This is a genomic window from Streptomyces sp. MST-110588 (assembly GCF_022695595.1).
Lineage (GTDB): Bacteria > Actinomycetota > Actinomycetes > Streptomycetales > Streptomycetaceae > Streptomyces.
Genome location: NZ_CP074380.1, coordinates 5,326,637 through 5,348,792, shown reverse-complemented (window position 1 = coordinate 5,348,792; position 22,156 = coordinate 5,326,637). Strand labels below are relative to the sequence as shown.

13 protein-coding genes are annotated in these 22,156 nt (G+C 71.6%); 8 read left to right on the top strand and 5 right to left on the bottom strand.

What is annotated here, in order from left to right; all coding sequences use genetic code 11:
* Positions 1-74: 74 nt before the first annotated feature.
* Both KGS77_RS23405 and KGS77_RS23400 read left to right on the top strand, forming a co-directional pair.
* On the top strand, positions 75-1,964 hold the full coding sequence (locus tag KGS77_RS23405; RefSeq protein WP_242584965.1) for a glycoside hydrolase family 3 protein: 1,890 nt from the start codon (positions 75-77) through the stop codon (positions 1,962-1,964).
* 251 nt (positions 1,965-2,215) lie between these two features.
* Entirely contained in the window at positions 2,216-2,827 is a 612-nt protein-coding gene (locus KGS77_RS23400; protein ID WP_242584964.1) for a hypothetical protein, read from the top strand.
* Positions 2,828-2,890: 63 nt separating this feature from the next.
* Here KGS77_RS23400 and KGS77_RS23395 read toward each other — a convergent pair whose 3' ends face one another.
* Positions 2,891-4,318 carry a S28 family serine protease gene (locus tag KGS77_RS23395; protein WP_242584963.1) on the bottom strand — a complete coding sequence of 476 codons (1,428 nt, stop codon included), beginning with the start codon at positions 4,316-4,318 and terminating at the stop codon, positions 2,891-2,893.
* A gap of 580 nt (positions 4,319-4,898) precedes the next feature.
* On the opposite strand from KGS77_RS23395, the gene KGS77_RS23390 reads away from it, so the two are divergent.
* Positions 4,899-5,309 carry a hypothetical protein gene (locus KGS77_RS23390; protein WP_242584962.1) on the top strand — a complete coding sequence of 137 codons (411 nt, stop codon included), beginning with the start codon at positions 4,899-4,901 and terminating at the stop codon, positions 5,307-5,309.
* 57 nt (positions 5,310-5,366) lie between these two features.
* Here KGS77_RS23390 and KGS77_RS23385 read toward each other — a convergent pair whose 3' ends face one another.
* The 4 genes from KGS77_RS23385 to KGS77_RS23370 form a co-directional block, all read right to left on the bottom strand.
* Entirely contained in the window at positions 5,367-9,242 is a 3,876-nt protein-coding gene (locus KGS77_RS23385; RefSeq protein ID WP_242584961.1) for an ABC transporter ATP-binding protein, read from the bottom strand.
* A 150-nt stretch (positions 9,243-9,392) separates the two neighbouring features.
* The gene (locus KGS77_RS23380; RefSeq protein WP_242584960.1) at positions 9,393-10,652 is read right to left on the bottom strand and encodes an esterase-like activity of phytase family protein; all 1,260 of its coding nucleotides are present in this window, start codon (positions 10,650-10,652) and stop codon (positions 9,393-9,395) included.
* A gap of 73 nt (positions 10,653-10,725) precedes the next feature.
* A complete protein-coding gene (locus KGS77_RS23375) occupies positions 10,726-12,438 on the bottom strand; it encodes a penicillin-binding transpeptidase domain-containing protein (RefSeq protein WP_242584959.1) in 1,713 nt (570 codons plus the stop codon).
* Between the two features lie 182 nt (positions 12,439-12,620).
* Positions 12,621-15,371, bottom strand: a complete 2,751-nt coding sequence (locus tag KGS77_RS23370; RefSeq protein ID WP_242587639.1) for a discoidin domain-containing protein — start codon at positions 15,369-15,371, stop codon at positions 12,621-12,623.
* Between the two features lie 345 nt (positions 15,372-15,716).
* Between KGS77_RS23370 and KGS77_RS23365 the strand changes: the two genes are divergently transcribed.
* From KGS77_RS23365 to KGS77_RS23345, 5 genes are all read left to right on the top strand, one after another.
* Positions 15,717-16,541, top strand: coding sequence for an ATP-binding cassette domain-containing protein (locus tag KGS77_RS23365; RefSeq protein WP_242584958.1), 825 nt, complete (start codon positions 15,717-15,719; stop codon positions 16,539-16,541).
* Positions 16,513-18,801: a YhgE/Pip domain-containing protein gene (locus tag KGS77_RS23360; RefSeq protein ID WP_242584957.1), complete on the top strand. Its 2,289-nt coding sequence runs from the start codon at positions 16,513-16,515 to the stop codon at positions 18,799-18,801. The genes KGS77_RS23365 and KGS77_RS23360 overlap by 29 nt, the downstream gene beginning before the upstream one ends.
* A gap of 32 nt (positions 18,802-18,833) precedes the next feature.
* The gene (locus KGS77_RS23355) at positions 18,834-19,529 is read left to right on the top strand and encodes a TetR/AcrR family transcriptional regulator (protein ID WP_242584956.1); all 696 of its coding nucleotides are present in this window, start codon (positions 18,834-18,836) and stop codon (positions 19,527-19,529) included.
* 143 nt (positions 19,530-19,672) lie between these two features.
* Positions 19,673-20,680, top strand: coding sequence for a MerR family transcriptional regulator (locus tag KGS77_RS23350; protein ID WP_242584955.1), 1,008 nt, complete (start codon positions 19,673-19,675; stop codon positions 20,678-20,680).
* Positions 20,680-22,128, top strand: coding sequence for an MFS transporter (locus KGS77_RS23345; protein WP_242584954.1), 1,449 nt, complete (start codon positions 20,680-20,682; stop codon positions 22,126-22,128). Before KGS77_RS23350 ends, KGS77_RS23345 begins: the two co-directional genes overlap by 1 nt.
* The last annotated feature ends 28 nt before the right edge of the window (positions 22,129-22,156 follow it).

The following is a 22,156-nucleotide window of genomic DNA, read 5'->3' as shown; positions in this document are numbered from 1 at the left end:
AGTTTTCGGGCTATCCGTGACTCCTTGGACGTTTCCTTCAATTCGCTGAGGATGCCCTCCGGAAGGAGCGCGGCATGCACTCCAGACGTACCGTCCTGACCACCGCCGCCGTCACGGCCGCCGCCGCTGCCACCGCCTGTGCCGGCGGCGCGGGCGCCACTCCCCGTCCCCGGGGCGCAGATGTCCCCTCCCCCGCGTCCCCCGCAGGCGCGGCTGCCGGGCGGGCCGCGTCCCGTGAGCGTCCGGAGGGCCTGGAGGGCCTGGAGGGCCTGCGGCGCCTCATCGCGCGGATGAGCCTGGAGGAGAAGGTCGGGCAGCTCTTCGTGATGCGGGTGTACGGGCACTCCGCCACCGCCCCCGACCCGGCGGACGTGGAGTCCAACCGCAAGGAGATCGGGGTCGCCAACGCCGCCGAGCTGGTCGCCACGTACCACGTCGGCGGCATCATCTACTTCGGCTGGGCCCACAACACCCGCGACCCGTACCAGATCGCCGAGCTGTCCAACGGCATCCAGGAGGCCGCCGCCGAGCAGCGCGTGCCCGTACCGGTACTGATCACCACCGACCAGGAACACGGCATAGTGGCCCGGGTCGGGGCGCCCGCCACGCTCCTGCCGGGGGCGATGGCGCTGGGCGCGGGCGGCTCCCGCGAGGACGCCCGCACGGCGGCGCGGATCTCGGGCGAGGAGCTGTACGCGATGGGCATCCGGCAGGACTACGCGCCGGTGGCCGACGTCAACGTCAACCCGGCCAACCCCGTCATCGGCGTACGGTCCTTCGGCGCCGATCCGCAGGCCGTGGCCCGCATGGTCACCGCCCAGGTCAAGGGCTACCAGGGCGCGGGCGTGGCGGCGACCGCCAAGCACTTCCCCGGGCACGGTGACACCGACACCGACAGCCATGTCGGCCTGCCCTACATCCACCACACCGCCGGGCAGTGGGAGCGACTGGACGCCCCGCCCTTCAAGGCGGCGGTCGCGGCCGGCATCGACACGGTCATGACCGCGCACATCGTCGTCCCGGCCTTCGACGCCTCCGAGGACCCCGCGACCCTCTCCCGGCCCATCCTCACCGGCATCCTGCGCGAGCGCCTGGGCTATGACGGGGTGGTGGTCACCGACTCGCTGGGCATGGAGGGCGTACGGGTGAAGTACGGCGACGACCGGGTGCCGGTACTCGCCCTCAAAGCCGGCGTCGACCAGCTCCTGAACCCGCCCAGCCTCTCCGTCGCCTACGGCGCCGTGCTCAAGGCGGTGCGCGGCGGCGAGCTGAGCGAGCGCGCGATCGACGAGAAGCTGCTGCGCGTCCTGCGGCTGAAGGAGCGGCGCGGGCTGTTCGAGGACCCGTACACCAGCCGGGAAGCGGTACGGCGCACGGTCGGCACCCGCGGGCACCTGGCCGCCGCCGACCGGATCGCGGACCGCACCACCACCCTCCTCGTCAACGAAGACCGGCTGCTGCCGCTCTCCCGGCGCCGGGAGCACCGGATCCTGGTGGCCGGCGCCGACCCGGCGTCCCCGTCCGGCACCGGTGGCCCGCCCACACAGGTCCTGGCCAAGGCCCTGACGTCGCTGGGCTTCGCGGCGACCGCGCTGTCCACCGGTACGGCACCGGACCGGGAGCGGATCGACCGGGCCGTGGCCGCCCTGGCCGAGCGGGACGCGGCGGTGGTCGCCACGTACAACGTCACGGCGGACTCCTCGCAGCGGGCGCTGGTCGGGGCACTGCTGGCCACCGGGAAGCCGGTGGTGCAGCTCGCGGTCCGCAACCCGTACGACATCGCGCAGTTGCCCGGGGTACGGGCGGCGCTGGCCGCGTACTCCTGGACGGATGTGGAACTGCGGGCCGCGGCCCGGGTGATCGCCGGGCAGCACGGTCCCCGGGGGAGGCTGCCGGTCCCGGTCATGCGCGCGGACGCGCCGGGCACGGTGCTCTTCCCGATCGGGCACGGGCTGTCCTACTGACGGGCTCCCTTACCGGCGCCCGCGCCTGCCCCGGCCGGTGCTGAGCCTCCGTACCAGCCTCCGTACCGGCTTCTCCGTATCGTCCGTACTGCGCGCCCCGTACGGATTGCGCAATGCGCCCTTTACGCCTGGCGTGCTCCCGTAGGGGCGGGTCACGCTGGGCGTGCGTGCTCGTACCGGCGGGCAGGGAGCGCTGGGGGGCAACGATGCGCAGGGTCAGGAGGCATGAGGGCAGGCGGCGCGCGAGAGCCGTGGCCACGGTCCTGGCGCTGTGCTGCGTGGTGGCGCTGACCCTCCTGACGCTGACGGCTTGCCGGCGTTCCGGGGGCGCGCCGGCCCCGAGCAGCAGCGGCGGTACGGCCACGCCCGGCACCGCCCCGGTCTTCCTGGCGCCCGGCACCTGCAGCACCCGTGGCCGCTCGGTCTTCCATGAAGTGTCCTGCCGCAGCGAGCGCGCCGTCGCCCGGGTGCTGGCGCGCTACGACGGCAGCCCCGCGCAGGGTCCGGGCTGCCCGGACCGTACGGACTTCGTGCTGCACATCAGCCCGTACCGGCCGGACCCACGCGTCAAGGGCGACTTCGCGGTGCCCCGCGGCTACGCCTGCATGCGTAATCTGCTGCCGCCGCACCCGGGCGACCCCGGCGGGGGCGGCGGCCCGCGCACGGTCGTCGGGGACTGCGTCTACACCTCCGGACGCGGGCAGGTGAAGGAGACGGCCTGCGACGGATCGGGAGAGCGCGCCCCGCAGTTCGAGGTGACGGCGACGGTCCGGACCCGGCCGGACTGCCCCTCCTCCACGGCCCTGTACGTACAGCTCGGCGGCGAGGCACCCGTGGGGTGCGCCCGCCGCCTCCAGCCGTGACCGTCCGAGGTGTTCGCCCTACGGCCCGGGGTCACCGGTCCCCGTACGGCCCTACGTACGGCCCTACGGGCGCAGCACCGGCATGCGCTGCGACTCCTCCCGCCCGTCCAGCTTCTTGTTGTACGGAGCCTGCGGCGCGATCTTCCGGCCCGGCGCGACCTCGACGCCCGCCCAGTCCAGGAGTTCGGCGGTCGCCTTGAGGCGGTCGGCCTCCTTCAGCTTGGCGATGTTCGAGCCGTGGTTGCCGCCCGGCACGGTGAAGACGTAGGAGTCCTCCGACCCCCGCCCCAGCCGGAAGTGCTCCGAGCTCCACGGGTCGTACTGCCCGTTGACGAACATCATGCGCTCGGCGTGGTGGCGCACCCACCGGTCGATGTCGCGCATCGCGTACCGGTCGAACTTCATGGGTATCTCACGCGGCACGAAGCTGCGCGAGTTGTTGATCCCCGGGTACCGCAGCAGGTCCTTCAGGTGCGGGTACTTGTAGCTCGGCTCACCGAGCTGGGTGCCGGCCTGGTAGTAGTACGGCACGTACTTCTCCAGCCCCTGATCGGTGTAGCTGTCGAAACCGCCGATCTCACCGATCCAGTTCCACAGCTCGTCGTTCGTGGCGTTCGCCTTGGGCACCTTCGCGCACGCCGTCTCAGCCGGCTGGTACTGCCAGAAGCCGAAGACCAGGTCGGTCACCAGGACCTCGTACGCCCGGTCCACGTTGCCGACGGTCTTGAAGGTCGCCTTCTCCTTCTTCGCCCACTCCTGGTAGCGGTGGACCATCTCCTTGCGGCGCAGCAGCGCCTGGCGCTCGACGGTGCGCAGGTCGGAGCGGCACTGCGCGGTGCCGACGGTCTTGAAGAACCGGTCGTACGCCGAGTCCTCGTCGTTGTTCACGTCGTTGGGCGCCACGTAGGCGACCGTGCCGTCCATGTCCTGGGGGAAGAAGCGGCGGTAGTACGTCGCCGTCATGCCGCCCTTGCTGCCGCCGGTGGCTATCCAGTTCCGGTCGTATATGCGGTGGAGCGCCTTGAAGAGGCGGTGCTGGTCGTTGGCGGCCTGCCGTATGTCCAGCTTCTTCCAGTCGGCGGGCGTCGGCCGGGACGGCGTGAAGAAACGATACTCCAGGGACACCTGGTTGCCGTCGATGATCTGCGTCGGCTCGCTGCGCCGCGGATCGGTGCTGACGTTGTAGCCGGAGGTGAAGAAGACCGTCGGCCGGTCCGTCGACTTGTGCAGCAGCGTCAGCCGCTGCTGGAAGGTGCCCTTGGACGGGTGCCGGTGGTCGATGGGCTGGGTGTAGTTCAGGACGAAGAAGCGGTAGCCCGGCACCGGCTTCTCTTCTATGAGCTTCATCCCCGGTATCGCCAGGATGCGGTCCTTGATGTCGACGGTCTTCTGCGGTACGGCGGCGGTGGCCGCCCCCGCCGAGCCCGTTCCCGTACCCACGGCGCCGACGAGCACCGCGAGCGACAGCAGGCATCTGGTGGCCTTGCGCATACACCCTCCCCTTGGGACGACAAAGGTCTGGGTGAACCTATCGGCGCGGCAACGCCGCCACCAGCCCCAATTTCCCCCCGGCGCACCGGTCCGGGGAGCTTGCCGCGCCGGCCGCGCCCCGGCCATCCCGTTCAGGGCGGCGCCCGCGCCGGTCAACTCCCGCCGCAAGAGAGGCAGTACGGTGCGCGAGGCAGGAGTGAGCGCGTCGCCCAGCCCCTTGCACCGGGTGCCCCGTACGGATTTCCGCCAGGCCGGATACGTCCTGGAACCGGGACGGGCAACCGGCCGTGGCCCCTTCCGGATTCATGCGGAGCGCGTCGATGTCCGAAGTGTCCATATCCGGCAGGAGCAGCAGGGCCCGGCTTCTTCCGATTGACCCCTCCGTCACGCGATCCACTCTTCATCGTTTCGCTTTTCACCACCATTACCCTTTTCGGGTCAATCACCCGACGCGCCAGTGACGTTCTTCCCGTCGGCGGGTACGGAGATTCACGCGCCCGGAAGAGCCGACAGGAAAGGGCGCGCAATCCACCAGGAAGGGACGGCTTTCATGCCCATACCGGTAAGACGTCTCCTGCAAGTGGCCACAGGTACCGTTCTGTTGGCCGCTTCCGCAGGCGTTCCGCACGCCACGGCCGCCTCGGCGCAGGGAGGTTCCGGCTTCTGCGGAGACACCATCGCCGCCTGGAAAGGCAGCGCCTACACCGGGAACCTGAAGCCGAAGGAAGGTTCCCTGATCAAGGTGAATATCGTGATCAACGACAAAGGGGACAAGGCGGAAATCCGCGTGTTCGCCGCCTCCTGGGGGGAAACGGGCGTCCGCCTCGACACCAGGTTCATCAACGAGGTGTCCGGAGAAAACAACGAGGCGAAATGGGAAATCAGCATGCCTACCTGCAACTCGAAGGGGCTGGTGGACAACGCGAGCGGCTACATGAAAGTCAAGAAATCCGGCAAGGAGTATCGAGGCAAAATGCACCGCGGCTATTGAGGAAGGCACGCATCCGCCTTTGACGCGGATGCGCTACGAGCCCGCCGCGAGGAGTCCTCAGGCCGCGACCGGCTCCTCCTCACCAGTGAAGGTGCGCCACAGTTCCGCGTACCGCCCGTCGCGGGCCAGGAGTTCGGCGTGACTGCCGTCCTCCACGACCCGGCCGTGGTCCAGCACCACCACCCGGTCCGCGCGCGCCGCCGTGGTCAGCCGATGGGCCACCACCAGCGTCGTACGGCGGCCGGCCAGCCGCTCGGTGGCGTGGTTGACGACGGACTCGGTGGCCAGGTCCAGGGCGGCGGTCGCCTCGTCCAGCAACAGCACGTCGGGGCCGATGAGTTCGGCACGGGCCAGGGCGAGCAACTGCCGCTGGCCGGCCGACAGGTTCCGGCCGCGCTCGGCGACCTCGTGGAGGTAGCCGCCGTCCAGGCCGGCGATCATCTCGTGTGCGCCGACGGCCCGCGCGGCGGCCTCGACCTGCGCGTCGGTGGCCTCCGGCCGGCCGTAGGCGATGGCGTCGCGGACCGTACCGGGGAAGAGGTAGGACTCCTGCGGCACCACGCCCAGGCGGTGCCGGTAGCCGGTCAGGTCCAGTTCGCGCAGGTCCACGCCGTCCACGCGGACGGTGCCAAAGGTCGGGTCGTAGAACCGGGCGACCAGTTTGACCAGGGTGGACTTGCCCGCGCCGGTCTGGCCGACGAAGGCGACGGTCTGGCCCGCGGGGATCGTCAGGTCGATGCCGGCCAGCGCCTCCACCTCCTCGCCGTCGGCGCCGCCGTAGCGGAAGTGGACGTTCTCGAAGGTGATCTCGCCCTTCAGCGAGCTGACCTCTCGGGGGCTTTCGGCCTGCGGGGTGCTGGTCGGCTCGCGCAGCAGCTCCTGGATACGGCCCAGGGAGACGGCGGCCTGCTGGTAGCCGTCGAAGACCTGCGAGAGCTGCTGTACGGGGGCGAAGAAGAGGTCGATGTACAGCAGGTAGGCGACCAGCGCGCCCGCGGTCAGGGTGCCGGCGCCGACCCGCCCCGCGCCCACGATCAGGACGAGCGCCGCCGCGACGGAGGAGAGCAACTGGACGAAGGGGAAGTAGACGGATATCAGGAACTGGCCGCGGACCCGGGCGTTCCGGTAGGCGGCACTGCCGGCGGCGAAACGCTCCGCCCCGCTGCGCTCGCGCCGGAACGCCTGCACAATGCGCAGTCCGGCCACGTTCTCCTGGAGGGCGCCGTTGACGACGCTGATGCGCTCGCGCGCCAGCTCGTACGCCTTCACGCTCTGCTTGCGGAAGAAATACGTGCCGATGACCAGCGGCGGGAGGGTGGCGAAGACGACCAGGGCCAGTTCCACATCGATGGCGACCAGCGCGATCAGAATGCCGAAGAAAGTGAGGACGGAGACGACGGCGGTGACCAGACCGGTCTGGAGGAAGGTGGACAGCGCGTCCACGTCCGTCGTCATCCGGGTCATGATCTTGCCGGTCAGCTCGCGCTCGTAGTAGTCCAGTCCCAGCCGCTGGAGCTGCGCGAAGATCTTGACGCGCAGGGAGTAGAGCACCCGCTCACCGGTCCGGCCCGTGACACGGTTGGAGCCGATCTGCGCCACCCACTGGACGAGCACCACGGCCAGCGCCACTGCCGCGGCCGTCCAGACGCCGGCCAGCGCGGCACGCCGTACGCCGTCGTCGATGCCCTGCCGGATCAGGACCGGCACCAGGAGTCCGGCGACCGCGTCCACGGCGACCAGGGCCAGGGCCAGCAGCAGCGGGCCGCCGAAGCCGCGCAGCAGCCGCCGCAGTCCGTATGAGCGCTCGGGGCGCGCGGCCCGTTCCTCGTCGATGTCGGGGGTGTCGGTCGCGGGCGGCAGCGCGGCCACCTGGGCCAGGAGTTCGGGGGTGGCTCCCTGGGCCGCTGCCGGGTCGTACGCCGTCGCAGCGCTCCTGCCGCCACCGGGTACGGGCTCCTTGTCCCCGGCGGGGCGCGCCCACAGGCTGGGGGTGATGCCGTTGACAGTGCTCTCGGGCGCGGTGGCCGGGGCGGAGGCGGAAGCCGGTGAGGAAACGGAGGCCGGGGTGGGCAGCTTGTCCGCGAGGGCGCCGGCCGGGTCCCGCCGGACGCCGCCCAGCTCCTCGGGGTCGGTCAGCAGCCTGCGGTACAGCTCGCAGCGCTCCTCCAGCTCCTCGCGCGTACCGATGTCGACCAGCCGGCCGCCGTCCAGTACGGCGACCCGGTCGGCGAGCGCGAGCGTGGAGGCGCGGTGGGCGATGAGCAGCGTCGTACGGCCCGCCATCACCCCGCGCAGCGCCTCGTGGATCTCGTGCTCGACCCGGGCGTCGACGGCCGAGGTGGCGTCGTCCAGGATCAGGACGCGCGGGTCGGTGAGGATCGCGCGGGCCAGGGCGATGCGCTGGCGCTGGCCTCCGGAGAGGGTCAGGCCCTGCTCGCCGACCTTGGTGTCGTAGCCGTCGGGCAGTTCGCGGATGAAGCCGTCGGCCTGGGCGGCGCGCGCCGCGGCGTACACCTGCTCGTCGGTCGCCTCCGGGACCCCGTACGCGATGTTGTCCCGTATGGAGTCCGAGAAGAGGAAGCTGGATTCCGGTACGAGGCCGATGGCCGCGCGCAGGGAGTGCAGCGTCAGGTCGCGTACGTCGTGGCCGCCGACCAGGACCCGGCCGGCCGAGACGTCGTAGAAGCGCGGCAGCAGCAGCGAGACGGTGGACTTGCCGCTGCCGGAGGTGCCGACGACGGCGACGGTCTCGCCGGGCTCGATGCGCAGCGAGAAGTCCTGGAGTACGGGGTGGGCGGGGGCCGGGGGCGTCCGCTCCTGGTCCGGGGCCGCGTCCTCCTTGCCGTCCGAGGCCGGCTGCGACTGCGATGGCGATGGCGCGTACCCGAAGGTGACACGGTCGAACTCCACGGCCGCGGGGTCCGAGGCGGGAAGCTCCCGCGCGTCCGCCCGCTCCTCGATCACCGGCTCGGTGTCGATCAGTTCAAGGACCCGCTCCACACCGGCGCGGGCCTGCTGCCCCACGGTCAGCATCATCGCCAGCATCCGCACCGGCCCGACGAGCTGCGCGAGATAGGTGGAGAAGGCGACGAAGGTGCCGAGCGTGACCTGGCCGCGGGTGGCCATCCAGCCGCCGAGCGCGAGCATCGCCACCTGGCCGAGCGCGGGGACGGCCTGGAGCGCCGGAGTGTAGCGGGAGTTGAGCCGTACGGTACGCAGCCGGCCGGCGAACAGCCGCCGGCTCACCTCGCGCAGCTTGCGCCGCTCCTGCTCCTCCTGCCCGAAGCCCTTGACGACCCGGACGCCGGAGACGGCGCCGTCCACCACGCCCGCGACCGCCGCGGCCTGTCCCTGCGCGTACCAGGTCGCGGGGAAGAGGCGGGTGCGGCTGCGCCGGGCGATGAACCACAGGGCCGGGGCGACGGCGAGCGCGATGAGGGTCAGCAGCGGCGAGAGGACCGCCATGACGACCAGCGAGATCACGAAGAGCAGCACGTTCCCGACCATCATCGGGAGCATGAAAAGGAGGCTCTGGATGAGCTGGAGGTCACTGGTGGCACGGCCGACGACCTGGCCGGTGTTCAGCTCGTCCTGCCGTGCGCCGTCCAGCCGGGATATCGACCGGAACATGCGGACGCGCAGGTCGTGCTGGACGTCCAGGGCGAGCCGCCCGCCGTAGTAGCGGCGGATGTAGGTGAGCGCGTAGACGACGAGGGCGGCGACGATCAGCAGCGTCGCCCAGGGCGCGAGCGGCCGGTCGTGCGCGACGATCACATCGTCGATGATCAGCTTCGGTACGAGCGGGACCAGCGCGGTGACGGCCATGCCGGCGAGCGAGGAGCCGAGCGCGAGCAGCACGTCCTTCTTGTACTGCCAGCAGTAGCGCGTCAGCCGCCGCGCCCAGCCCGGTCCCGCCGTGTCCGTCCCCGTCACCCGATGCCTCCCGTCACTCGGCCGTCATCCGGCCGTCCCGCGGCCTTGTCCGTGGTCCGGAAGGGACCAACGCCGTGGCGTGCGGATTTCATCCCGCCGCGGCAACGGGGGCGGCCGGCGGCGTCCGGCCTTCCCAGGGCGGGCGCCGGATCACCTTGGGAGACGGACGGTGAGCCGGTACAGCCGGGTGATCTGGCGGGCGCTCTCGTTGTCGTCGCTGACCAGCAGCAGCCGCAGCCGGCCGCCGGGGGCGCGGCCGGTGACGGCCAGCCCCTCGATGTTGTCCAGCAGCGGGTTCTTCTGCGGCTGGTGGGCGGGGGCGCCCAGGGAGGGGCAGTCCCCGAGGTCGGCGAGCAGCTTCTTGTGTACGGGACGGACGTGGTGGGTGCGGTGGGTGTGAGGGATGTGGCCGGCATGGCGTACGGGGCGCGTGCCAGGGCCGTCGCCGTCCGGTCCGGGCAGCCGCTCGACGCCGCTGACGTCGCTCGCACCACGGGTGTCGGCGAGGTGGAGGCGGACGGTGTTGCCCACGCCCGCCGTGAAGCCGCGCTCCAGGACGAGCAGCCGGCCGGGCCCGACGGAGGCGATCTCGGCGACGCCCAGGCCCGGGTCCACGGGGTAGGCGTACTGCCGCGCGAGGCGGAAGCCGCCCTCGGAGCCCTTGGTGTGGGCGGGACCCACCCGCTGCCAGGTCTGGAACCGCAGGAGCGGGCGGCCCGCCGCGTCGGTGCCGTCGCCGCTCAGCGGCCCCTCCATCGAAGCGGTCAGCGTACGGCCGCCGCCTCCGAGAGTCAGGCCCTCGAAGGTCTGGTTGGCCCGCGCCCGGCCGGCCGGGGCGACCTTCAGGGCGTCCGGTACGGGAAGCCGTCCCATGAGGGTGCCGTCCCGCCCGTACCGCCGTACAGAAGGCTCGGTCTCGGAGGTGACCAGGTAGCGGCCGGTGGGTTCGACGGCCAGGCCCTCGGAATCCAGGGGCGCGCCGTTCTCGTCGGCGAGCGGCCGGGCGCGTACGGGGCGGTGGGAGACCCGGTCCAGGCCGAGGAGCGCGGAGCGGTCGGACAGGGCGGCGATCGTGCCGTCGGTGTCGGCCGCGAGGGCGGAGAGGTTGCCGACGTAGGTTCCCCGGTAGGTGGTCTTGTCCAGGGCGTCGGAGTAGCCGTCGGCGGAGACGTACGGGGAGCAGGCGCGGGTCTGGGCGGCGCGGGGCGGCGCCGCATGGGCTCCGGGGGCCGGTGCCGCACTCGCGGTGAGTGTGCTCGCGGTGAGTGCGCTCGCGGTGAGTGTGCTCGCGGTGACGGCGAGCGCGGTGAGTACGGCGAGGGCGCCGGCGACCGGCCGTCTGCCGGACGTACCCGCCATGCCGGACGTATTGCGCGCCGTACCCGCGTCCGTACCCGTACCCATACCCATGAGGCTCTCCCGATCGTCGTCCCGGTGCGGCCCCGGGGCGGTTCCTGCCGGCCCGCCCCGACGACGGCCGCGCTCAGCCGCCCGCCGCGAGCACCTTCCGTACGACCGTGCCCGCCGCGTCGCCGCCGTGACCACCCTGCTGCACCACGGCAGCCGCCGCGGTGTCCCCGCGGTAACCGAGGAACCAACTGTCGGAGTTGCCTTGCCCGTCGGCCTCGGCCGAGCCGGTCTTCGCCCCGATGTCCCCGCCGAGCCCGGCCATCGCCTGCCGCGCCGTCCCGCTGACCGCCGTCTGCCGCATCATGGCCCGCAGTTGCCCCGCCACCGCGGGCGGCAGTGCCCGCCGGGCCCGCGCCAGCGGCCGGTCGTCCAGGTCCTTCGGCACCAGGACGGGCTGGGCGAAGGAGCCGGACCGCGCGGTGGCCGCGACCGAGGCCATGTTCAGCGGGCTCGCCTGGACGCGGCCCTGCCCGATCAGCTCGGCGGCGGCCTCGGTGCCCTGCTCCGGCGGCACGCTGCCGTCGAAGGTCGGCACGCCGGCCTTCCAGTCCAGGCCGAGGCCGAAGACCTCACGGGCCTCCTTGGCCAGGTCATCGGGGCCGGCCTTGGCGGCGAGGCCGATGAAGGCCGTGTTGCAGGACCGGGCGAAGCTGTCGGCGAAGGTGCCGTCCTTGATGGCGAAGTACCCCTGGTTGTGGAACTGCCGGCCGCCCCCGTCGGCGTACTTGGGGCAGTCCACCCGTCCGCCCGCCGATGTCAGGCCCTTCTCCATGAGCATCGCCGCCGAGACGACCTTCATCGTGGAGCCCGGCGCCAGCCTGCCTTCGAACGCCGCGTTGAACGCGTCCGTGCGGTGGTTGGCGAACGCCAGGATCTCCCCGGTACTCGGCTTGACCACGGCCACCGACGCCTGCCCGAAGTCCCGCACCGCGGCCTCGGCCGCCCGCTGGAGCCGCTCGTCCAGGGTCGTACGGAGCGTGCCGGTGCGGCCCTTGACGACCGTGCGCAGCGTCCGTCCCGGGCCGCCGCCCGGGTTCCGTACGCGGACCTCGATGCCCGGGACGCCGCCGGCCGTCCTGCCGTAGCTCTCGCGCAGGGCGGGCAGCACCCCGCTCAGCGAGGGGTGACCGGCGGCGGTCAGCTCGGTGCCGTCGCGGTCCACCACCCGGACCGGGGGCGCCTTCTCCTCGCTGGTCTCCAGGCTCTCGCCGCGGCGCAGCCCGGGGTGGACCACCGACGGCTGCCAGTCGACGAGCGGCTTGCCCGTGGTCTTCCCGCGGACGACGCGCAGCGCGGACTCGTACTTCCAGGTGACCGTGTTCCCGGCCTTGCCGGTCTTACCGGCCTTACCAGACTTGTCGGCCTTGTCAGCTTTTCCGGCCTTCTTGGCATCCTTGCCCTTGGCGTCCCCGGAATCCGCCGACGTCATCCGCGCGGTGACGGTGAAGGGGACCTTCGCGCCCGAATTCTTCCCGGGGCGGAAGCTCACCTGGGTGACCAGCGCGTCCTCGCGGTAGCCGGTGAGCGCCTGGCGTGCCCCCTCCGCGTTGTCCGTGAGGACCGCAGCGGCGTCCACGTCGCCCTTCGCCCAGGCCGTCAGGAATGCCTGCGCGGTCTCGCGCACTTCCTTGTCGGTCGGCGGGTCGGTCTCCGTGGCGGCGGTCGTCGCGGAACCCGTACCGTCCGCGAACAACGCCTCGTAGACGTTGTAGCAGCCGACACCGGCCGCTCCCACGACCACGGCGACGACCCCGCCGACCACGGCCTTCTTACCTGTCCGCACCATGTCCTCCCCGGGTCACGGCAGTCACCGCGGTCAACGGCGACACCCCATGCGCAGGAAAGGACTTTAAGGGACGCAGGCGATCACTTCCGTCCCGATGAGAGAACGGAACGGTCACTATTGGCACAGACCAGTCGGCGGGGCAATGCGCGTCAGCGCCCCTTATCGCTCCTTGTCCTTGTCTTTCACTCCTTGCCGGAGTTGCCGGACAGCTTCTGGACCGTCAGTTCGGCGAGTCCCGGACGCCCGGACGCCTTCGCCCCCGTGCCCGCGTCCGCGCCCGTGCGCACCGTGACGCGTACGTAGCGCGCCTCGCTCCGGCCGCTGTACCCGGTCCCGTACCAGTGCCTCCCGTCCGTGGAGATCTGCGTGACGTACGAGGCGGGCGGGGTGCCGTTCCAGTGCGGGGTGATCTGCCCGATGCGCCGGGTGGCGCCGAGATCGACCGTGAGACTGTCCTGGGCACCGGCCGGCACCCAGGCGGTGGCGTTGTTGCCGTCCACCGCCGCCTCCGCGTACAGCCCCGGCTCCTCCGAGCTGGCGCGTGCCGTGCCGCAGCGGGCCGCGTTGTCCGTGGCCGTCAGGTCCGGCCGGCGGGTCTTGAGGACCGCGGGCGCGTTCCGGCTGACCACCCGCTCGCCCTCCGGCGACTCGATCCGCATCGGCGCGCCCGAGGTCAGCCGCACGGTGGTGCTGTGCGCGCCGATCGCGACGTCGTACGTACGCCCCTGCCAGCGCAGCCCGCGCAGTGTGACGCCCTTGGCGAGCTGCGGCGGCAGCATCGGGTCCAGCCGCACCCGGTCCTCGCGCATCCGCAGCCCCGTCAGGCCGTGGGTGAAGGTCTGGAGGAAGCCGCCCTTGCCGGTGAGGAAGTCCTGCGCGGGCGAGCCGGCGTGCGGGTCCTCGGCGCCTGCCTTGTCCCCGCGGGCCTCCGAGAACTGATCGAACGGCCCGCGGACGAACGGCCTGATGGACCGCATCAGATACGTGTACGTGGAGCAGCCGTCCTCGCCGATCCCGGCGGCGTCGATGGCGTGCACCGAGTCCGTCATGGCCGGGCCGTCCGGGTCGGTGCGCGCCGCGTACCGGTCCAAGGTGGCCGCCGCCTGTTCCCGCGTCATCGGCCACTCCAGCGGGTACATCAGCAGGACCGTGTCAGCCTGCTTGATCACGGTGCCCTTGTACCCGGCGTACTGCTCGAAGACCTTCTGCTTGGCGTCGTAGGGGATGCGCAGCTTGCCCGCGACGGTGTTCCAGGCGGCGGGGGCCCGCTCGCCCAGGACGGCGGCGACGCGGGAGGCGGTGCGCAGCGCCGTGGCGGCGCCGGCGTTGGTGAACACGCCGTCGTCCACACCGTTGCTGTACTCGTCCGGCCCGGCCACGTTCTTTATGGAGTAGCTGCCGTCGGCGTTACGGGTGGCCCGCGAGGCCCAGAACTCGGCGATGCCCTTGATGACGGGCCAGCCGCGCTCGCGCAGCCAGCGGGTGTCCTTGGTGGCGAGGTAGTACTGCCAGGTGGCGAGCGAGATGTCGCCCATGAGGTGGTTCTGGGTGCGGCAGTGCGGCGGGTCCCAGCTGTGGCACTCGCTGTCCAGGTCGCCCTTGCCGCCGCTGGTCCAGGCGTAGAACAGGCCGTCGTAGCCGAGCTTTCGGGCGTTGGCGCGGGCCCCGGCGCGTGTCTTGTAGCGGTACTCCACGACGGACCTGGCGAGTTCCGGGTGCATGGCCAGCAGCCCCGGGTACATCCAGGTCTCGGCGTCCCAGAAGATCTCGCCCGCGTAGTTGTCGCTGGTCAGCCCGGTCGGGCCGATGCTGTCGCGGCTGCCGGCGCGGGTGCTGGAGAGCAGCCCGTACTGGGCGGAGCGCACCCACGCCTGGAGGTCACGCCGCCCGGGGACCTCGATGCCGGAGCGCCACAGCGCCTCCCAGGCCGCCGCGTGGTCCTTGAACAGGGCCCGCCAGCCCCGGTCGGCCGCCTGCCGGGAGGCGGCACCGGCGGCGGCGCGCGGGGAGCGGGAGGTCAGGGCGGTGTCCACGCCGACGTACTTGGTCAGTTCGTACGTCCGGCCCGCGCGCACCGGGAAGGTCACCGCCTGGCGGTTGCCGAGGTCTTTGGCCGCGGTGGCCGGCCTGCTCCTGGCCGGACGGACTCCGGAGCCGGGGACGAGGGTGGAGGCCACCGCGCCGTCGGTTCCGGTGCCGTCGGTGCGGAAGGTGACGTCCATGGACCGGCGGCCGTGTCCGCCGGCTCCGAGTGCCGGCCGGGCGCCGCCGCCGGTCTGCTTCATCCGGCGCGCGCCACGCCCGTCGATGAGGTCGGTGACGGTCGCCTCGCCGCCCCAGTGCGGTGTCATCCGCAGCCGTACGGCGCCGGTGTGCGCCCGGTTGCGGTCGGCGAAGACCTCGTAGACCAGGTCGGTGGCGCGGCCGTCGGCGGCGGTCCAGGTCAGTGAGGTACGGACCAGGCCGCAGCGCAGGAAGAGGCTCTGGCGGTAGTGGGAGACGCGGCCCGGGGCGGTCGCGGAGGAGAAGGTCTCGGGACGGGCGTCCGTACGGCCGTCCTCACGGGAGTCCTGGCCGGTCCCCGTAAGGGCCCGCCCCGCGGTGACGTCCAGGCCGGTCCAGGTCGGGATCGCGGCGACGGCCTGCCGCCCCTTGAGGTTCTGCGGCCCGCGCGCGTACAGGCCGGAGACGAAGGAGCCGTCGTAGCGCGGGGTCTTCAGCGGCCAGCCGGTCTGCTGGCCCGGGGCGGCGTATCCGGTGCCGTTGGGGGGCACACGCTGGCCGAGATAGCCGTTGCCGACAAAAGCGTGGTGGTTGTCCTTGGGGTCGATCCGGGTGGCGGTCGGCACCCAGCCGTCGCCCTGGCCGCCCCGTTCACAGGGCGGGTGGCGGTCGAGGGACGCCTGGCGGTCGAGGGACGCCTGCCGGTCCAGGGACGCCTGGCGGTCGGGGGTGGCTGCCGGTCGGGGGTGGGGCGGAGGGCGCCATCGCGAGGAGGGATCCCGCAAGAAGCGGGGCGAGGAGCCGGGCCGAGTGGTGCATCGTCCTCCGTCGTCCGTCGGTCGGGCGTGGCACGCGCCGGCCGCACGCTCGCCGCGTGACGCACATCTCATCACAAGATCACGGCCCTGGAATCACAAGGGCCACCAGAGATCCCAGTGACCCTAAAACGACTCAGCCGTCACACGGAACCCTTCGTACGGACTCTCCCTGATTGGCCAACAGCCTCCCGCATGCGGCACACTTTTAGACTGACCAGTCAGATCAAAGGAGGGGTCGTGGACACCACCCGTCAGGGGGCCGCGGTCAACGCCAGGGGAATCGGAGTCGAGGGCCCACGCGGCTGGGCCTTCAAGGACATCCACTTCACCGCCGAGCCCGGATCGCTCATCGCCGTCGAGGGCCCCTCGGGCTCCGGCCGCACCTGTCTCCTCCTGGCGCTCACCGGCCGCATGCGGCTCACCGAGGGCCAGGCCACGGTCGCCGGCTTCCCGCTGCCCAAGCGCATGGGTACGGTGCGCAGCCTCACGGCCATCGCCCACGTCCCCGGCGTCGCGGACCTCGAACCGGCCCTGACCGTCGGCGAACACCTGGAGGAGCAGGCACTGCTCAAGCAGCGCCTGTCCGGCTCCGTGAGTGCCTTCTTCCCCTGGGGCCGCCGCTACAAGGAGGCGACCCGCGCCCGGGTCGAGGCCGTACTGCGGACCGTCGGGCTCGACCCCGCCACCCTGCCCAAGGGCACGCGTACGGCCGTACGGGACCTGGAACGCATCGAAGCGCTGCGGCTGTCGATCGCCCTGGCGGTCATGCACGGCCCGCGGCTGCTGGCCATCGACGACGTCGACCTCAAGCTGTCCCCCGACGAGCGGGACCAGGCATGGCAGTTGCTGCGGAACATCGCGCGGAACGGCACGACCGTGCTCGCGGCGGCCTCCGCGGCCCCGCGCGACGCCCTCGTGGTCTCCACCGCCCCGGCGACCGCCGCCGCCCCCGCCCTCGCCGCTTCCTCAGCCGCTTCCTCCCCCTCTGTTCCCTCCACCCCCTCGTCCGCCTCTCACCAGGAAGGAGCCGCGCATGCGTTCGCCGAAACTCGCAGCGCTTGAGCTCAAGCGTTTCGGCAGGGGCAAGCTCCCCCGGCTCGGCATCATCGCCCTGACGGTGATCCCCCTGCTGTACGGCGCGCTGTACCTCTGCTCCTTCTGGGACCCCTACAGCCGCCTGGACAAGATCCCGGTTGCGATCGTCAACGAGGACAAGGGCGCCACGGTCGCCGGCAAGAAGCTGGACGTGGGCGACGAACTGGCCGGGAACCTCAAGGACAGCAAGTACTTCTCCTGGGAAGAGGTCAGCGCGGACGACGCCGCCAAGGGCCTTGAGAACGGTACGTACTACCTCACCCTGACCGTCCCGAAGGACTTCAGCGAGCGCATCGGCTCCAGTGCCGGCGACTCCCCGGAAACGGGCGCGCTCAAGGTCCGTACGAACGACGCCAACAACTACATCGTCGGCTCGATCTCCAAGTCCGTCTTCTCCGAACTGCGCGCCAAGACCTCGGCGAAGGCCTCCCGCGGCTTCCTCGACAAGATCTTCGTGTCCTTCTCGGACCTGCACGACAAGACGGCGGAAGCAGCGGACGGGGCGACGAAGGTCGACAAGGGCCTGGGCACCGCCAAGGACGGTTCGAAGAAGCTCTCCGACGGCCTGGGCACCGCCAAGGACGCCACCGGCAAGCTGTCAGGGGGCCTCGGCAAGCTCGACAAGGGATCGGGCGAGGTCAGCAACGGTCTGGACACCCTGCACGACAAGGCCGGCAAGCTGAGCAAGGGCGCGGGTGACGTACACCAGGGCGCCGCCACCGCCAGTGCGAAGGCCAAGCAGCTCAGCCAGGGCGCGGCCAAGGTGGCGGACGGCACTCAGATGCTCGCCGACAAGGTCGACGGCCTTGCCAAGAAGGGGCTGCCGTTCCTCAAGGAACACGGCAAGGAAATCGGCGAGAAGGCGCAAGCCGTCGCCGACCTCACCCAGGCACTGGACGAGGACCTCGGCAAGCTGCCGGGGAATTCGTCCCAGGCTGCCGCAAAGGCTCGCCAGACCGCCAACGACGCCCAGGCGCTGTACAACGAGCGCTGCAAGGGTTCCTCGGACAGTGACGCCGACTGCCCCCGGCTGAAGGGCATCATGGTCGGCACGGCCGCAGCCGCCGACCTCGCGGAAAAGGTCGACGGCGTCATCGCCAAGACGGACTTCACGCAGTTGCGCACCAAACTGCACGAGCTGCACGAGGTCGCGGTGCTCGTGGCCGACAAGGCACCGTCCATCGCGAACGACGTTGAAGCCGCCATCGCCGACATCAACAAGCTCAACGCCGGCGCCCAGAAGATCTCCCAGGGTGCGGGCCAGTTCGCCCAGGGCATCGACGCGCTGGCAGTTGGTACCGGCAAGATCGCCGATGGCAACAGCAAACTGACCGATGGTGCCGGCCGGCTTGCCGACGGCGCCGGCAAGGTCCACAACGGCATCGGTGACGCCAAGGGTGGCGCCGACAAGATCGACGGCGGTATCGGCCAGCTCAAGGACGGCGCGGTCAACCTCAGCGGCGGCCTCTACAAGCTCAAGGACGGCACCAACAAGCTCGCCGGCGGCCTCAACAGCGGCGTAGCCAAGATCCCCGACTACGGCAAGAAGGACCGGGACGCCCGTACCAAGGTCATGGCCGACCCGGTCGAGCTGGCCTCCCAGTCCATGCACAAGGCGCCCAACTACGGCACCGGCCTGGCCCCGTACTTCATCCCGCTCTCCCTCTGGGTCGGCGCGATGGTCGCGTTCATGCTGCTCCAGCCGCTGGGCAAGCGGGCGCTGGCCGCCGGTGCGCCGGGCTGGCGGATCGCGCTGGGCTCCTGGCTGCCGGCCTTCGCCATCGGCGTCGTACAGGTCCTGGCCCTGATGGCCGTCCTGCACTGGGCCCTGGGCCTGGAGATGGAACGGGCGGGCGGCACGGTCGCCTTCCTCCTGCTGGCCACGGCCTGCTTCACCGCCATCATCCAGTTGTTCGGCGCGCTCCTGGGCCCGGCCGGCCGCGTCCTGACCCTGGTGGTGCTGATGCTTCAGCTCACCTCGGCGGGCGGCACGTACCCGGTGCAGACCAGCCCCGGCTTCTTCGGCGCGATCCACCCCTTCCTGCCGATGAGCTACGTCGTGGACGGCCTGCGCAGGCTCATCACCGGTGGTGACCTGGGCATCGTCTGGCAGGGTTCGATCGTGCTGGCGGTCTTCACCATCGCGGCGCTGACGCTCACCTCGCTGACCGCGCGGGGCCGTCAGGTCGTACGGATGAAGGACCTGCACCCGGAACTCAGCCTGTGACGACACCTACGAGGACACCTGCGAGGACACCTGTGGGCACGCCTGCGGACACACCCGCGAGAACACGGGCCGAGCACCCTCTCGGGCACGGGGACGGCGCCACCGCCGGCGCCGCCCCCGGCCCCGGGCCGCGCCGCGGGGCCACCCGGCGCAAGCTCTTCGACGCCGCGGTGACCCTCATCGCCGAACAGGGTTTCTCCTCCACCACCGTGGATGAGATCGCCGACCGGGCAGGGGTCGCCAAGGGCACCGTCTACTACAACTTCGCCAGCAAGAACGTCCTGTACGAGGAGCTGCTGCGGGACGGCATCGAACTGCTCGCCGCCTCGCTCCAGGAGGCCGCCGACCAGGTGGCGCGGCGCGGCGGCACGCGGGTCGACGCGCTGGACGCGATGATCCGGGCCGGGCTGGACTTCATCGCCCACTACCCGTCGCTGACGCAGTTGTACGTGGCCGAGCTGTGGCGCACCAACCGGGCCTGGCAGTCCACCGTGACGTCGGTACGGGGCCGCGCCATCACGGTCGTCGAAACGGTACTGCGGGACGCGGTGGCCGCCGGCGAGCTGAGCGAGGAGATCGACATCTCCCTGACCGCGTCCGCCCTGCTCGGCATGGTGCTGGTGGCGGCGCTGGACTGGCGGTCCTTCCAGCCGCACCGGTCGGTGGAGGACGTCCACGCGTCCTTGTCGCGCCTCCTTCAGGGACGCGTCAGCGCGCACCGGCCGTAACCCCGGCCGGTTCCGGCAGACCCAGGGGCGGACTCGTGTACGCGAGTCCGCCCCTTTCCCATTCCTGTTCCCGCGGGGCTCGTAGAGCTCGTCTGTCTCATAGGGCTTGAGTCTCCAGTAGGGGGAGACGTGAGGGTGGGGTCATGAACGGCGACAGCGACACGCTCCACTCGATCGGCGATCTGGCACGGCGGACGGGACTGACGGTCAAGACCGTCAGGTTCTACTCCGACGCCGGCATCGTGCCGCCGACCGACCGCAGCCCGGCCGGGTACCGCCTGTACGGGGCCGACGCCGTCGCCCGCCTCGATCTCGTACGCACCCTGCGCGACCTGGGACTCGACCTGGCCACCATCCGGAAGGTCGTGGACCGGGAGGTCTCGCTGCCCGAGGTGGCCGCGGCGCACGCAGAGGCGCTGGAGGTGCAGATCCGCGTACTGCGGCTGCGCCGCGCGGTGCTGACGGCGGTGGCCAGGCGCGGCTCCAGCCCCAAGGAACTGGATCTCATGCACAGACTGGCAAGGCTCTCCGCGGCCGAACGGCAGTCCCTGATCGACGACTTCCTCGGCACCGTCTTCGACGGCCTGCACGACCACCCGGCCTTCGCGGCGGTCACCCGCTCGATGACTCCCGAGCTGCCCGAGAACCCCGAACCCGAACAGATCGAGGCATGGGTGAACCTGGCCGAGCTGTTCCAGGACCGGGATTTCCGTACCACCATGCGCGGCATGGCCCGGGACCTGGCGACCGACCGTGCCCCGGACGACGCCACGGGTCTGCCCCGCATCCTCGCCGAAGCCGTACGCGCCCAGGTGACGCCGGCCCTGGAGGCCGGTACCGACCCGGCCTCGCCCGAGGCCGAGCCGGTCGTCGCGGCGCTCACGGCGCACTACGCGTACATCCTCGGCCAGCCCGCCGGGTCCGACGGACCTGCCGATCCTGCCGGGCCTGCCGAGCCTGCCGGACACGACGGACTCGACGACGCCGAACTGCGCCGACGTCTCATGGCCCGTCTGGAGAGCATGGACGACCCACGCAGGGACCAGTACCTGCACCTGCTCGCGGTGGTCAACGGCTGGCCCGCGCCGGAGAGCCTGGCGCCGGTGCTCGCCTGGTCCGTCGCGGCCCTTCGCGCCCGGATGTCCCGCTAGTGGACCGGCCAGGCACGGCCCCCGCCACCGAACCCACCGCCTGCTCCCCCACCGGCTCCACCGCCGAACCCACCACCGATTCCACCGACTCCACCTCCCCCGACTCCACCAGGCCGACGGATACTGTTCCGCCGCGTTTCCTCGGCAATTACCGGGCGTTGACGGGCGTACCCGGCTTCCGGCGGCTCGCCGCGATCGGCATGGCGTCGAAGCTGGCCCCCGGCATGGCCGGCCTGAGCCTGCTGCTCCTGGTCAGCCGTGACTACTCGTACGGAACCGCGGGCCTCGCCGTGAGCAGCTCGGCCATCGGCCAGGGGCTGACCGCACCGCTGCGCGGACGGCTCATCGACCGGCGCTCCCCCCGCCCGGTCCTACTCGGCTGCCTCGCCGTACACCTGACGGCCACGGTCCTGCTGCTCCTGACGGCGAGCGGCGGCGCGTGCCCGGCCGCCGCCGTCTGCGTACTCGCCGCGGCCATGGGCGCGACCGCCCCTCCCGTCGCCGTCATGATGCGTTCCCTGTGGCACGGCGGCGCCATGGACGCCGGGACGCTGGCCACTGCCATGGCCCTCGACTCCTCCATGACGGGCACCGCGCTGATCACCGGCCCGGTGCTCGCCGGCTGGCTCAGCCTGTCGCTCTCGCCCTTCGCACCGTTCGCGGCCATATCGCTCATCTCAACTGTCTCCGTCATCGCGGTACCGACCCTCACCACGACCAGCGGCATCGGCACGACCAGCGCCGCCGGCACCGCCGCGCCATCGGCCACTTCCCCCTCCGCCGCCCCGCGTCCGGGTCGCTCCCGGCCCCGGCTCAGCCGTCCAGGTCGTTCCCGGCCCCGGCTCGGACCACTGGCCTCGGCCCCTCTGCGGCGCCTGCTGGCCACGAACGGCCTCTTCGTAGCGGCGGTCACCGCCTTGGACGTGGTGCTGCCGATCTACGCACGGGAGTACGACGCCGCCGGGCTGACCGGCTCGTACCTGGGTGTGCTGTCCGTCGGCAGCGTGCTGGGCAGCCTCGCCCTGGGCGCCGCCCCGACCCTGCTGTCCCGCGGCCCCAGGATTCCCGTACTGCTCTGCGTGTTCGCGGCCGGATCCGCCGCCCTGGCGCTGACCGCGCGGTTCTCGCCCCTGGCGGTGCTCCTGGTCTGCCCGTTGGCCGGACTGGTGATCGGCGCTCTGTTCGCGGCCCTGCGCACCATGGGCGGCGACCTGGCCCAGGAAGGGCGCGTCACCGAGACGATGTCCTGGCTCAACAGCCTCGACATGGCCGGCGGCGCGGCAGGAGCGGCGGTGTTCGCCCAGGTCGCGGATGCGGAGGGGAGCACGACGGCCCTTGCCCTGATACCGGCCCTCACCGTCCTGGCCGCGGTCGTCGGCAGGAGTCCCCGAACCCGCGGCTGGCGTGTTCATGACCGTCGCCGATCCATGCGAAGATCCCCCGGTTGATCAGATGATCAATCGCTTCCGGAAGAGA

Bases quoted from the DNA above. Each gene is read 5' to 3' on its own strand.
- KGS77_RS23405 (WP_242584965.1), top strand. From the start codon at position 75: ATGCACTCCAGACGTACCGTCCTGACCACCGCCGCCGTCACGGCCGCC.
- KGS77_RS23395 (WP_242584963.1), bottom strand. From the start codon at position 4,318: ATGCGCAAGGCCACCAGATGCCTGCTGTCGCTCGCGGTGCTCGTCGGC.
- KGS77_RS23380 (WP_242584960.1), bottom strand. From the start codon at position 10,652: ATGGGTATGGGTACGGGTACGGACGCGGGTACGGCGCGCAATACGTCC.
- KGS77_RS23375 (WP_242584959.1), bottom strand. From the start codon at position 12,438: ATGGTGCGGACAGGTAAGAAGGCCGTGGTCGGCGGGGTCGTCGCCGTG.
- KGS77_RS23360 (WP_242584957.1), top strand. From the start codon at position 16,513: ATGCGTTCGCCGAAACTCGCAGCGCTTGAGCTCAAGCGTTTCGGCAGG.
- KGS77_RS23350 (WP_242584955.1), top strand. From the start codon at position 19,673: ATGAACGGCGACAGCGACACGCTCCACTCGATCGGCGATCTGGCACGG.